This window comes from Actinacidiphila acididurans, assembly GCF_016918855.1.
Lineage (GTDB): Bacteria > Actinomycetota > Actinomycetes > Streptomycetales > Streptomycetaceae > Actinacidiphila > Actinacidiphila acididurans.
This window is the reverse complement of sequence record NZ_JADKYB010000016.1, coordinates 1-12,184: the sequence shown is the minus strand read 5'-3', so window position 1 is coordinate 12,184 and position 12,184 is coordinate 1. Positions and strand designations below refer to the sequence as shown.

At 73.4% G+C, this 12,184-nt stretch carries 12 protein-coding genes; 10 read left to right on the top strand and 2 right to left on the bottom strand.

Going from position 1 to position 12,184, the window contains the following annotated elements; translation table 11 throughout:
- Positions 1-203: 203 nt before the first annotated feature.
- The 6 genes from ITX44_RS42315 to ITX44_RS41515 all read left to right on the top strand — a co-directional run bounded on the left by ITX44_RS42315 (position 204) and on the right by ITX44_RS41515 (position 5,495).
- A complete protein-coding gene (locus ITX44_RS42315; protein WP_205359977.1) occupies positions 204-821 on the top strand; it encodes a TetR/AcrR family transcriptional regulator in 618 nt (205 codons plus the stop codon).
- Between the two features lie 60 nt (positions 822-881).
- Positions 882-2,837, top strand: coding sequence for an MFS transporter (locus ITX44_RS42780; RefSeq protein WP_205359976.1), 1,956 nt, complete (start codon positions 882-884; stop codon positions 2,835-2,837).
- A 117-nt stretch (positions 2,838-2,954) separates the two neighbouring features.
- A complete protein-coding gene (locus ITX44_RS26805) occupies positions 2,955-3,656 on the top strand; it encodes a nucleotidyltransferase domain-containing protein (protein ID WP_205359975.1) in 702 nt (233 codons plus the stop codon).
- Positions 3,657-3,709: 53 nt separating this feature from the next.
- Entirely contained in the window at positions 3,710-4,288 is a 579-nt protein-coding gene (locus tag ITX44_RS26800; protein WP_205359974.1) for a 3'-5' exonuclease, read from the top strand.
- A 36-nt stretch (positions 4,289-4,324) separates the two neighbouring features.
- A complete protein-coding gene (locus ITX44_RS26795; protein WP_205359973.1) occupies positions 4,325-4,831 on the top strand; it encodes a hypothetical protein in 507 nt (168 codons plus the stop codon).
- A 265-nt stretch (positions 4,832-5,096) separates the two neighbouring features.
- The gene (locus tag ITX44_RS41515; RefSeq protein WP_236061740.1) at positions 5,097-5,495 is read left to right on the top strand and encodes a hypothetical protein; all 399 of its coding nucleotides are present in this window, start codon (positions 5,097-5,099) and stop codon (positions 5,493-5,495) included.
- On the opposite strand, the gene ITX44_RS26785 is transcribed toward ITX44_RS41515, so the two are convergent.
- Both ITX44_RS26785 and ITX44_RS26780 read right to left on the bottom strand, forming a co-directional pair.
- Positions 5,464-6,147: a hypothetical protein gene (locus tag ITX44_RS26785; RefSeq protein WP_205359972.1), complete on the bottom strand. Its 684-nt coding sequence runs from the start codon at positions 6,145-6,147 to the stop codon at positions 5,464-5,466. The two genes, ITX44_RS41515 and ITX44_RS26785, sit on opposite strands and share 32 nt — an antisense overlap.
- On the bottom strand, positions 6,132-6,710 hold the full coding sequence (locus ITX44_RS26780) for a sigma-70 family RNA polymerase sigma factor (protein ID WP_307795502.1): 579 nt from the start codon (positions 6,708-6,710) through the stop codon (positions 6,132-6,134). Before ITX44_RS26780 ends, ITX44_RS26785 begins: the two co-directional genes overlap by 16 nt.
- 438 nt (positions 6,711-7,148) lie before the next feature.
- Between ITX44_RS26780 and ITX44_RS26775 the strand changes: the two genes are divergently transcribed.
- The 4 genes from ITX44_RS26775 to ITX44_RS26760 all read left to right on the top strand — a co-directional run.
- Complete coding sequence (locus ITX44_RS26775; RefSeq protein ID WP_205359971.1) at positions 7,149-8,768, top strand: YncE family protein; 1,620 nt, start codon at positions 7,149-7,151, stop codon at positions 8,766-8,768.
- A 711-nt stretch (positions 8,769-9,479) separates the two neighbouring features.
- Complete coding sequence (locus ITX44_RS26770) at positions 9,480-10,163, top strand: hypothetical protein (protein ID WP_236061738.1); 684 nt, start codon at positions 9,480-9,482, stop codon at positions 10,161-10,163.
- Between the two features lie 166 nt (positions 10,164-10,329).
- On the top strand, positions 10,330-11,073 hold the full coding sequence (locus ITX44_RS26765) for an IPT/TIG domain-containing protein (protein WP_205359970.1): 744 nt from the start codon (positions 10,330-10,332) through the stop codon (positions 11,071-11,073).
- A gap of 162 nt (positions 11,074-11,235) precedes the next feature.
- On the top strand, positions 11,236-12,184 hold a 949-nt coding region (locus tag ITX44_RS26760; protein ID WP_205359969.1), incomplete at its 3' end, for an IPT/TIG domain-containing protein.

Genomic DNA, 12,184 nt, shown 5'->3' with positions numbered 1-12,184 from the left:
TCCCCCTGGATGTGTCCCGCACGATCCCCCGCGCGAACGGTAACGCATCGGTGGGGCGGCCTCGTTGGGGGCCGGTGCGGTGCTCCCGCCAGGGCCTGGGCCGCTGCTTCTACGGGGTCGGCGGCCCGGTGTGGTCGTCCACCGGAGCGCGAGGTATCCTGAACGCATCGTTCAGTTATTGGCATGCGTACGGGAGGGTCCGGGTGACGAACGGGGACGCGGCGGGCGGCGAAGAGGAAGGGCCGCGGCGGGGGCGGCCGCGCAGCGAGGCGCGGCGGGCGGCGATCCTCGAGGCGGCCGGCGACCTGATGCTCGAAGGCGGGCTGAAGGCGGCCACGGTCGAGGCGATCGCGGCGCGGGCCGGAGTGGGCAAGGCCACCGTCTACAAGTGGTGGCCGTCGCGGGGCGCGGTGGCCCTGGAGGGCTTCATGGTGCGGGCCGCCGATTCCTGGTCGCTCCCCGAGCACACCTCGGCCCCCGAGGCGCTGCGGATCCTGGCCGTCGCGGCCGTACGGCTGTTCACGCGGTCGCCGTCCGGCCAGCTCATGCGGGCCCTGACCGCCGACGCGCAGTCCCAGCCGGAACTGAGCCGGGCGCTGCGCGAGCAGTGGCTCGGCCCCCGGCGGGCGGTGGCCGCGGAGCTGATCCGGCAGGGCATGAGCCGCGGCGAACTGCGCGCCGACCTCGATGTCGAGATCACCCTCGACCTGATCTTCGCGCCCGTCTACTACCGCCTGCTCTACGGGCACGCGGAGCTGACCGAGGACTTCGCCGAGCGCATGGTCGACCAGGTGCTGGCCGGCGCCGCGCCGCCCGCCTGACCGTCCACCCATCCCATCATCCAGAACGCACCGTTCAGTTTTTGGAAAGAGGCATCACCAGTGACGGCAGACGGAGCCTGCGTGCGCGAGGAGCCGCACGAGCGGATACCCGGCGAACCCGCGGCGGCGCGGCCCGCGGCGGGACAGCCCGGTGCGGGAGAACCCGCCACACGTGAAGCCGGGGCACTCCCGCCGACCGGGACCCCCGGGCGGACACCGGACCGCACACCCGACCGGCCCGGCACCGACGCCCCCGCTCCGTCCACCTCGGACGACAGGACCGACACCGGTGCCTCAGCCTCCTCCGTACGGGACGCCCGGCCCGGCATCGGCGCTTCGGCTCCGTCCGTACGGGACGCCCGGCCCGGCGCCTCTGCCCCCTCCGTACGGGACGCCCGAGCCGGCATCGGCGCTTCGGCTCCGTCCTCGCGGGACGACCGGACCCGCACCCACGGCCCCGCTCCGTCCGTATCGGACGGCAGGACCGACACCGGTGCCTCAGCCTCCTCCGGACGGAACACCCGGCCCGGCACCGGCGCTTCGGCTCCGTCCGTACGGGACGCCCGGCCCGGCGCCTCTGCCCCCTCCGTACGGGACGCCCGAGCGGGCACCGGCGCCTCCGTTACGTCCGCGCGGGACGGCCGGACCCGCACCCACGCCCCCGCTCCGTCCGTATCGGACGGCAGGACCGACACCGGTGCCTCAGCCTCCTCCGGACGGAACACCCGGCCCGGCACCGGCGCCTCCGCTCCGTCCGCGCGGGACAGCCGGACCGGCACCCGTGCCGCCGCCCCGTCCGTACCGGACGACCGCAACGGCACCCGCGCCTCCGCCCCGCCCCCGCCGGACGCCCGCCCCGCCCCGCGGACCTCGCGCTGGACCGTCCCCGTGCTCGCCTTCGCGTGCGGGGCGAGCGTGGCCAACCTGTACTACGCGCAGCCGCTGCTCGGGCCGATCGGCCGTGCCTTCGGCGTCGGACCGGGCAGCGGCACCCTCGTCGTCACGCTGACCCAGATCGGGTACGCGCTCGGGCTGGCCTTCCTCACGCCGCTCGGCGACCTGCTGGAGAACCGGCGGCTGGTCACCCGTACGCTGCTGGTCACCGCGGCGACGCTCGCGCTGGCCGCCCTGGCGCCCGACTTCGGGGTCTTCCTGGCGGCGAGCGCGCTCATCGGCATCACCTCGGTGGTCGCCCAAATTCTCGTTCCGCTGGCCGCGCATCTGGCCGCGCCCGAGGCACGCGGCAGGATGGTCGGCCAGGTCACCAGCGGTTTGCTGCTGGGCATCATGCTGGCCCGTTCGGTGGCCGGCTTCGTCGCCGCCGCCTGGGGCTGGCGCGCCATCTACGCCGTCTCCGCGCTGGTCATGCTGCTGGTCGCCGCCGTCCTGCGCATGCTGCTGCCCCGGCACGTGCCCGGCCACTCGGCCCGCTACGGCTCACTGCTCGCGTCGGTGTGGCGGATCGGCCGCGCCGAACCGGTGCTGCGCCGCCGCGCGCTGTCCCAGGCCCTGATGTTCGGCGCCTTCACCGCCTATTGGACGGCCATTGCCTACCAGCTGACCGGGCGGCACCACTTCGGGCAGACCGGCATCGCCGTCTTCGCGCTGGTCGGAGCGGCCGGCGCCGCCGCGGCCCCGGTCGCAGGCCGGCTCGGCGACCGCGGTCACGGCCCGGCGCTGCGGGCCGTCGCGCTCGGCCTCGGCCTCGCCTCCGCCGCGCTGGCCGGCTTCGGCTCCGCCCACGTGGTGCTGCTCGCGCTGAGCGGCATCCTGCTCGACTTCGCCGTCCAGGGCCACCAGGTGCTGAGCCTGCGCGACATCTACGGCCTGCGCCCTGACGCCCGGGCCCGGGTCAACTCGCTCTACATGACCAGCGTCTTCCTCGGCGGCGCGGTCTCGTCGGCGGTCACCGGCGCGGTCTCCGCCGCCTACGGCTGGTCGGGCGTGATGGCCTTCGCCGCCGCCATGGTCGCGGCCGCGGCCCTCGTCCGGCTGTGGGAGCGGCTGCGCGGCTGACCGCGGTACGACGGAACGTACGCAGGGACCGCAGGACACCCGCGGTGGCCCGTAACCCGGTCGCCGCGGGCCGCGGCCGTCGGCCATCCTGACGTTCGTCATACGAACGGAGGTGTCATGGCCCCGCGTCACATCCTGCTGTCCGGCATCGTCGGCTCCACTGCGTACGGGCTGGCCCGAGAAGGGTCGGACGTGGACCGCCTCGGCCTGTTCGCCGCGCCCACCGAGCAGTTGCACGGCCTGCACGCCCCGAAGGAATCCCACGTCACCCACCAGCCCGACAGCACCCTGCACGAGGCCGCGAAGTGGTGCCGGCTGGCGCTGGCCGGCAACCCCACGGTCATGGAACTGGTCTGGCTGCCCGACGAGCTGTACGAGACCCGCACCCCGCTCGGCGACGAACTCATCGATCTGCGCGGCGCGTTCGCCTCGGCGACCCGGGTCCGCGCCGCCTATCTCGGGTACGCCGTCCAGCAGTTCACCCGCCTGGCCGGCCGCGGTGACGGGCCGGCCACGTCCGACGACGTCCACCGGCGCGTCGCCAAGCACGCCCGCCACCTGATGCGGCTGTGCCACCAGGGCTACGGCCTCTACACCACCGGCACGTTGCGCGTCCGCGTCGAGGACCCCGACGCCTACCACGCCTTCGGCGAGGAGGTCGCCGCCGACCCCGCCGCGGCCCGCCCGCTGCTCGACCACTTCACTGCCGCCTTCGCCACCGCCCGCAGCCCCCTGCCCGACCACCCGGACGAGGCTCCTGTCGAGGCGTGGCTGCACCGGGTCCGCCGGCACCACTACCGCGCGGACGCCGCCGCCTGACGCCCGGCGAAAACGAGGTGCCCCGGCCCGGGCCCGCTCCGTACGCTCCCGCCATGGACCGTACGGGGGCCGGACATCTGCTCAATGTCGTGGACGTGGAGGCGACCTGCCGGCCCGGCTCCCCGCCGGCCGGCGCCGTCAGCGAGATCATCGAGATCGGGCTGACCGTGGTGGACCTCGCCGCGCGGCGGCGCCTGGCCCGGCGCCGCGTCCTGGTCCGGCCCGTCCGCTCCACCGTCAGCGCCTTCTGCACGGAACTCACCGGCCTGACCCGGGCCGAGGTCGACCGCGGCGTCACCTTCGCCGAGGCGTGCCGGCTCCTTGCCGCCGAGCACCGGGCCGGCGCCCGGCCGTGGGCGAGCTGGGGCGACTACGACCGCCACCAGTTCACCCGGCAGTGTTCGGCGAGCGGGACGCCGTACCCCTTCGGCCGGGACCACACCAACGCCAAGGCGGTCTTCACCGACTCCTACGCGCTGCCCAAGCGCCCGGGGATGGCGCAGGCCCTGCGTACGGTCGGCCTTCCGCTCGAAGGACGCCACCACCGCGGCGAGGACGACGCCTGGAACATCGCCGCCCTCGTTCTCCACCTGGCCGAACGCGGCGCCTGGCCGGACAATTCGCCGGGGTGAGCGGCTTCGGCGAAGATCACGGTACGCTGCCGCGCCATGGGGAGAGCGAGGGGCGTCCTGGTGGCCGCGGGAATCGTGGCCGTGGCGGGCGCGGTGGCCGGGGCGGTGGCCCTGACCGGGGGTGGCGGAAAGAGCGGATCCGGTACGGACGCAACCCGGCTGCGCGCGGACATCGCCCGTAAGCTCCCGGCCGGGGGGACCGACACGGTGGACGTCTCCGGCGGCAAGGTCACCATCGACCTGGTGCACCGGGGCGGCATCCCGGAGCTGATCCGCGCCATGCGGGCCGACCCCGTCGTCGACCTGGACCGCCCCGAGACGCTGACCCTGCTCCCGGCCGACCGGCAGAACACGGAGTACGTGTTCGCGCTCTCCGACACCCAGGGCCACGGCACCCTGCTGCGCGCCGCCGCGGGCAAGGGCCACCACTCCGGCCACCCGGACCTCCGGTTCGCCGGCCGCAGCTTCCTCAGCGCCGAACTCGACCGGCTTCCGCACACCCCGCCGACCCCGCTGGTGATCGGCCCGGCCCCGGCGAACTGAAGCGGGCCCGCGTACGGCGCCTCGTACGGACCCCGGATTGTCGGTCCCCACGGCCAGGGTGCCGGCCATGGATTCGCTGATCGCCGCCATACGCGCGCACGACGAGGCCGCCCGGTTCCTCGCCTGACCGGGGGACTTCGACCTCGACCGGGACGAGCACGGCGAGGAGGTCCACCTGGCGTCGGGCGACGCGCTGGAGCCGTTCGCGGGTGACGGGGCCGCAGGCACGTACTTCTTCCGCGGGGACGGCGGCGAGGAACGGCCGGTGCTGTACGCGGACTCCGAGGGCGGCGCGGCGCTGGTGGCCCTCGGCCTGCCGGAACTGCTGCGACTGCTGCTGGTCGCGCCCTGGTGGCGGGACTGCCCCGGCTTCACCGCGCGGGAGAGTGCGGAAGCCGGCGCCGAATACCGCGCGGACCTGCCCGACCTGACGGCTCGCCGGGACCGCGCGGCGGCCGCACTGGGCCTGGACCTTCCCTCCGAGGCGGCGGCCCTCGCCCGCCTGCACGAGGTGGCCACCGGCCCGGGCCGGGACGTCGTCCTCGTCCACATCCCGGAAGGCACCGCGTACGAGCGGCTGATCGACGCCTGCCCCGTACGGATGCTCGTCCTCCGCGGACGACTCGTACGGTTCAGGCGGGCTCCGAGGCCGGCGGTGGGGTGACCGGGACGCGGGCGACGACGTGCCCGGTCTCGTCCTCGACGAGGAGCGCGGTGATCGCCCGTCGCGGCATCGCGGTGACGATCCGGGCGCGGACCGCCCGGTCGGGGGGTGCCTGGACGCTGCCGCCGGGGAGACGGTGGCCGGAGGCGTCGGCGGTCATCAGGCGGTAGGTACGGCCCGGGTGCAGCCCGGTGAGCAGCACGGGCACCTCCGTGCCCCAGGTGTGCGGCACCATGCGTCCCTCCCGGGTGACGGCGACCGCGGCGGGAGCCGGTGCCGGCCGGGCGCCGGTGGTCACGGGGACGAGGACCGCCGCCGCGGCGGCCAGCGCCACCGCGGCTCCCACGGTGACGCGCCGGCGCCGGGTGCGGGCCCGCCGGGCTCGGGCGACACCGGTACGCACTTGGTGCGCGAGTCCGGGCGGGGGAGCGACCGGCACCGGCTCGGAGGGCGTGAACCCGGCGGCCGGGGGCACCGGCACGGCGCGGCGCAGGGTCCGTACGACATCGGTGAGCTCCGCGGCCTCACGGGCGCAGTCGGCGCAGTCGGCAAGGTGCCGGGAGGCGGCCGACGGCAACGGGGTGCCCAGCAGCAGGCATTCGGCCAGCACCGGCCGGACGTCGCGGCAGGGGCTGTTCACGGGGCCAGCCATCCGTTCTCCTCCAGGACCAGTCTCAGGGTGCGCATCCCGTAGTAGAGCCGGCTGCGCATGGTCGAGGCCGGGATGCCCAGTTCCCGGCCCAGCTCGGCGCAGGTCCGGCCGCCGAAGTGGACGCCTGTCACGGCCTGGCGGTGCTCCGGACTCAACCGCTCCAGCGCCGCCTCCAGTTGGATGCGCTCCAGCAGCCGGTCCATGGGGTCCGGCTCCGGCTCGCCGTCGGCCGGGTCCTCGCCGTCCGGGCCGTCCCGGTGCACCGTGCGGCGGGCCGCGCGCTGCCGCAGGGCGTCGGCCACGGCATTGCGCGCGATGGCGAACAGCCAGGTGCGCAGGCTCGCCCTGGCCGGGTCGAAGGACTGCCAGGCCCGGACGAAGACCTCCTGCACCACGTCCTCGGCGAGCTGACGGTCGCCCAGCGCCTTGAGGACGAAGCCGAACAGCTCCCCGCCGTACCGGTCCCAGGCGTCCTGGACGTCGTCCTCGTCCCGCAGGGACCACGGCTCCCGCTGCCCGGACGGCGCCGGCCGCCGGCGCACCCGCCACGGTGAACTAGCCACGGCGCCTCCCGCGCGCCGACCGCTCGCACCACTGCGCCATGTCGCTCCTCGGCCTCCGGCCATCCCCTGCGGGCTTTCGCAGGGGTATACGGCCGAGATCGCGTCGGTGTTGAAGGCACCCGGCGAAAGGCCGCCGTCACCACGCACTCCGGGCCGTGCGCCGGCCGACGACGGTACGGGTCGGCCGGGCGCGCGACGCCGGCCGGGCCGCGACGGGACCGCGTTCTTTTTCCGCGCCGCGTATCAACACTCGACGCGGCACGGACGTATGCCTCTGCGAATCAGCGCCTCGGACGGCAGACCGGAACGGCGCCCGCCCCACAGGCCAGCGCCGCGGCACCCCACGCCCTTCTCCGGCCCCTTTGAGGCCGCGGACCCGCGAAATGCGCGGGGAGAAAAAGGAATTCGGGACAAGGAGCCATGGATCAGAGGAATCGGATGACCGACACACCCGCACACCGCCGTCGCCCCGGCCGGCGCGTCGGCGGTGCCCTCGTGGCATCGCTGGGCGCCGCCGCCCTCGGGGTCGCCCTGACCCTTCAGACGGCGTCCGCCGCGCCCGCTGCCCGGACCGCCGGGACCGCCTCGACCGCCCCGAGCACGCAGGCCGCGCAGGCCGGACAGGAAGCCGATGCGGCGCCCGGCGTCGCGGCCGGCCCGCCGCCCTCGACGGCGAAGGTGCCTCTGTCCGGGCGCGACCGGGTGTACACGGCGGACCAGACGTCGAACACGGTCAGCGTGATCGACCCGGCCACCGACAAAGTGCTGGGCACCATCGCCCTGGGCACGCAGCGGCTGTCCAACGAGCTCAACCCGCAGTACGTGGGCGACATCGACGTGCACGGCCTGGCCTACGCGCCCGGCCGCCGGCGCCTGGCGGTGGTCAGCATCGCCAGCAACACCGTCGACATCATCGACACGGCCACCGACCAGGTGCTGAGCCACACCGACGTCGGCCGCTCCGCGCACGAGGGCTGGTTCACGAAGGACGGCCGCCAGTTCTGGGTCGCCGACCGGGGACGCGACACCGTGACCGTCGTGGACGCGGTGCACGGCGGCGTGATCACGAACCTGCACGTCGGGGCGGGCCCGTCCAAGGTCGTCATGAGCCCGGACGGCAAGTGGGCGTACATCAACCACACCAGCCTGCCGGAGATCACCGTGGTGAACGTGGCCACCCGCAAGGTCGTCGGTCACATCACCGGCCTCGCCGACTCCTTCGCCTCGGACCTGGCCATCTCGCCCGACGGCAGGCAGCTGTGGGTGCCCCACAAGCACGTCGGCAAGGTCACCGTGGTGGACCTGGCGCACGACAGGGTGCAGGCCGTGCTCGACACCGGCCCGGACACCAACCACCCCAACTTCGCGGTGCTGCCCACCGGTTCGTACGCGTACATCACGGTCGGCGGGCTGAACGAGACCAAGGTGTACCGCCTCACCGGTACCGGTACTCCGCAGCTGACGGCCACGGTCCACGACACCGGCAACGCCCCGCACGGCCTGTGGCCCAGCGGCGACTGGAGCCGCATGTACGTCGGCATGGAGAAGTCCGACAGCGTGGACGTGATCGACACCGCCACCAACGAGGTCGTCGACACCCTTGCCGTCGGCCAGGAGCCGCAGGCTCTGGTCTACGTCCCCGACGCCGTGCCCGCAGGCACCACGGACGCCACGACCCCGGGCCTGGGCACCCAGGGGCTGCACCAGCAGGGCCACAACGTGCCCACGACACTCCCCGACGGCACCCCGGGCGACATCACGGACCCGGTCCTCGGCAAGCACCTGGAGGCCACGATCCGGCCCGTCGTGGGGCTCGACATGATCGACCTCCAGGCGCGGAACCTGAAGCCCACCACCACCTACCGGGCGCTGAGCGTCGCTCCCGACGGTGCCCGGACCCCGGTCGTCACCTTCACCACCGACTCAGCCGGCAACGCCCCCCAAGTGCTGGCCTTCTCCTCATTCACCGGCCGCAGCATCGCCCTCGAGGAAACCACCACCCCGGGCGCGCAACCGACGGTGACCGCGGCCGACATGTCCGACTGCTGTTGCTGCTGAGAAGACGGTGGCCGAAATCCACCCCCTTCCGGCCCGGTGAAAGCTCGCGGATTCAGAGCGTGTTCACCGGGCACCTACCGATCCCGGGCGGGCCGACTGGGCATCATGGTCGGCATGACCGACCCGTACGAGGACACCGGCGCGGATGCCGACCAGGCCCGTAGTGACGACGAGCGCGACGCAGGATGGGACGAGGAGGACTCCTACGATCAGACCCGGTGACCCGGCCCGCCGGCCGGCCTCCCGACCCGGCCCGTGAGGGCCCCGCGACCGGCCGGGCGGTGCATCCGCCGCCCGGCCGGTCGGCGTACCCGCAAGGCTGCCCGCAGCGGCCGCCCCGGGAAAGACCGCGGGTCCGGTTTTCCGTTCAACACCCGTGGAATGCACGGTAATTGATCGATTCCCGCAGGTCCGTGAATTCCGCCCGGACCGGGTTGTCATGATTGGTGACGGATTTCGGGAGCGCTCCGCCGATCGGGTGATGCCCGGACGAGGGTATTGCACCGTCATTGGGCTCGATGGGTTACTGAAGTCGTCCGATCCGGTGGGCCCGCCCATCCTCTCCGGGGGGAGCGGGATTTCACCGGTCGTGATACGGCGGTGCTCTGTGTCCACGCTTTTCCGGGGGGAGTGAGCAGCCGATCGTTTCCGTGTCCGCGGCCGCTGACACGGGAGCCGCACGGCGGGCCCTCGATTGCAGGGGGAGCGTCAATGTCCGCTGTCCGCATCATCCGCTCGGTTCTCGTGGCAAGTGCCGCTTTCGCCGGGCTTGTCGCCGTGCCGGCTCAGGCACACGGCCAGATTCCCGTGGCATGCAGTGAGGACGCCCTGGTCAAGGCGGTCACCGCGGCGAACGCCGTCGGTGGCGACACCCTGGCCCTGGCTCCGTTCTGCACCTACACGCTGACCAGCGCCCATGGCAGCGCGTCCGACGGGCCGGTCGGTCTGCCGCCCGTCACCACCCCGATCACCCTGCTGGGGATGGGGGTCACCATCGAGCGAAGCCCCTCGGCCCCGGCCTTCCGGCTGGTGGAGGTCGACGGCCCGGCCGATGTGCCGGCCACCGACGGCCAGCTCACCGCCACCTCCATCACCTTCCGCGGCGGAAAAGCCATGTCGCCCTATCCCGGGGGCGGGATCGCCAATCGCGGTGGGGGAGTGTTCCTCACCTCTTCCACGGTCACCGGGAACACCGCTGTCGCCGGCGGCGGAATCTACAACGACAACGGCGGCGTGCAATTGATCGCCAGCAGTGTCACCGCGAACTCCGCCAGCGTTTCCGGCGGCGGAATCTACAACAACTCCGGGCCGGTGAATGTGCTGACCAGTGTCGTCAGCGGCAACACCCCCGACAATTGCGCCCCCGCCGGGTCGGTCCAGGGCTGCACCGGCTGACCCGTGGCACCGGCACCGGCCGCACCGCCCGACCGGCCTGCGCGCCGCGGGCGGATCGACGGGCCGCCCGGATTTCCCGCGGGCCCGTGCCCCTCGGCACGGCCGCGCAGACCACTGCACACGCCACTACTCGCACCATCACCACCTTTTCACCGAAGGAGCAGTCATGCCCATTTCCCCGAACCAGGGATCCACCGGCGGCGGCCAGACCGTCACCATCACCGGCACCAACCTCGGCGGCGCCACCGCCGTGCACTTCGGTACGAAACTGGCCACCATCACGGCCAACACCGCCACGTCCGTCACCGTGACCTCCCCGTCCGGCGCCGGCGTGGTCGGGGTGACCGTGACCACCCCCGGCGGCACCAGCAATCCGCTGTCGTTCTACTACGTGGGCGCTCCGTTCAAGTCCACTCTGAGCCCGGCCACCGGGGTCACCGCCGGCGGTGACACGGTGACCATCACCGGTACCGGCCTGTCCACGGCCACCTCCGTGGCCTTCGGTGCCAACTCGGCCACGCCGACCGTCGTCAACGACGGCACGATCACCGTCACCGTCCCCGCGGGCGCGGCGGCCGGACCGGTGGGCGTGTCCGTCACCACCGCCGGCGGCACCAACAACGGCCTGACCTACACCTATGTGGACGCACCCACCATCGCCACGGTCAGCCCGACCTCCGGCCCGACCTCCGGCGGCACCGCGGTGACCATCACCGGCACCGGCTTCACCACCGCTCAGTCGGTGACCTTCGGCGGCGTGGCCGCGCCGTTCTCCGTCATCAGCGACACGACCATCACCGCCACCACCCCGCCCGGAGCCGCGGGCGCGGTGGACGTGGTGGTCACCACCACGGGTGGCAGCGCCACGGCCGTCGGCGGCTTCACCTACGCGGCGGGCCCCGGCATCTGATCGGCCGCCAGTAGGCACGCCACGGGTGTGCTTTCGCACCCTCACGGCCCGGTTCCGGGCCCGGATGTCCCCCTGGCCCGGAACCGACTCTCAACCTCCTCGGGACCTCGGTCCACCGCGACGCGCGGTGGACCGGGGTCCCCCCGTCGAATCAAGGTGGACATGAACGCTTCCGCTCCGTTCTCACCCGCGTCCGAGGGCCAGTCGTGGCCCGGACCCGCCGTCCTCGCCGTCCCCGCCGTCCAGTCGGTGTCCCCGGTCACCGGCCCGACCGGCACCCAAGTCACCATCAACGGCTCCGGTTTCACGGGCGCGACCGCCGTCCGCTTCGGCTCCGCCCAGGCGACGTCCTTCACCGTGCTCTCCAACACCCAGATCACCGCGGTGGCTCCGCCCGGCACCGGCTCCGTCCAGGTCACCGTGACCTCGCCCGGCGGAACCAGTTCACAATTCGTGGTCTTCTCCTACACAGCCTCCCCGGCCCCCGTCCTCAGCGCCGTCAACCCCTCCTCCGGGCCGTCCTCCGGCGGCACCTCGGTGACGTTGACCGGCAGCGGCTTCACCGGCGCGACGGCGGTGCGTTTCGGTGGGGTGGCCGCCTCGAATGTGGTGGTGGTGTCGGATTCGGTGATCACGGCGACGGCTCCGGCCGGTTCGGGCACGGTGCAGGTCACCGTGACCACGCCCGCCGGTACGAGCAACGGCGTGCCGTACACGTACCTCTCCGTTCCGGTGCTCACCAGTGTGAGTCCGTCGTCGGGGCCGCCGTCGGGTGGTACGTCGGTGACGTTGACGGGCAGTGGTTTCACGGGTGCGACGTCGGTTCACTTCGGGGTGGCGACGGCCACGAATGTGGTGGTGGTGTCGGATTCGGTGATCACGGCGACGGCTCCGGCGGGTACGGGTACGGTGTCGGTCACCGTGACCACCCCCGGCGGCACCAGCAACGCGGTGTCCTACACGTACGTCTCGGTTCCGGTGCTGACCAGTGTGAGTCCGTCGTCGGGGCCGCCGTCGGGTGGTACGTCGGTGACGTTGACGGGCAGTGGTTTCACGGGTGCGACGTCGGTTCACTTCGGGGTGGCGACGGCCACGAATGTGGTGGTGGTGT

Coding starts and splice junctions, on each gene's coding strand:
- ITX44_RS26770 (WP_236061738.1), top strand. CDS start 9,480: ATGTCCGCTGTCCGCATCATCCGCTCGGTTCTCGTGGCAAGTGCCGCT.
- ITX44_RS26775 (WP_205359971.1), top strand. CDS start 7,149: ATGACCGACACACCCGCACACCGCCGTCGCCCCGGCCGGCGCGTCGGC.
- ITX44_RS26765 (WP_205359970.1), top strand. CDS start 10,330: ATGCCCATTTCCCCGAACCAGGGATCCACCGGCGGCGGCCAGACCGTC.
- ITX44_RS26800 (WP_205359974.1), top strand. CDS start 3,710: ATGGACCGTACGGGGGCCGGACATCTGCTCAATGTCGTGGACGTGGAG.
- ITX44_RS26795 (WP_205359973.1), top strand. CDS start 4,325: ATGGGGAGAGCGAGGGGCGTCCTGGTGGCCGCGGGAATCGTGGCCGTG.
- ITX44_RS26805 (WP_205359975.1), top strand. CDS start 2,955: ATGGCCCCGCGTCACATCCTGCTGTCCGGCATCGTCGGCTCCACTGCG.
- ITX44_RS26785 (WP_205359972.1), bottom strand. CDS start 6,147: ATGGCTGGCCCCGTGAACAGCCCCTGCCGCGACGTCCGGCCGGTGCTG.